General features: G+C 76.8%; 1 pseudogene. It reads right to left on the reverse strand.

Annotation, left to right across the window (positions count from 1 at the left end):
• Nucleotides 1–367 (reverse strand): annotated as a pseudogene (locus EF903_RS33655) (dipeptidase); the annotation flags it as partial.

Below are 367 nucleotides of genomic sequence, written 5' to 3' on the forward strand. Positions count from 1 at the left end.
GAACTCCTCCTCCGTGCACCCCGCCTCCCGCTCCTGCCACGGCTCGCGCCGCAGACCGGGCACGGCGACGTCGCCGTTCGCGTCGTGCAGGGTCGACAGCGCGTGCAGCAGCACCAGCAGGGCGTCCACGGCCGGCGCGTCGAGCCCGACGACGGTCACCGCGGGGCCGCTCCACAGCCGCTCGCCGAGCGCTCCGGTGCCCGGCAGCGGCAGCCCGTCGTGCACCGCGGCCAGGTCGCGGAACTCCTCCTCCGTGCACCCCGCCTCCCGCTCCTGCCACGGCTCGCGCCGCAGACCGGGCACGGCGACGTCGCCGTTCGCGTCGTGCAGGGTCGACAGCGCGTGCAGCAGCACCAGCAGGGCGTCC

Origin of the sequence: Streptomyces sp. WAC05292, assembly GCF_003949955.1 — a bacterium.
Lineage (GTDB): Bacteria > Actinomycetota > Actinomycetes > Streptomycetales > Streptomycetaceae > Streptomyces > Streptomyces globosus.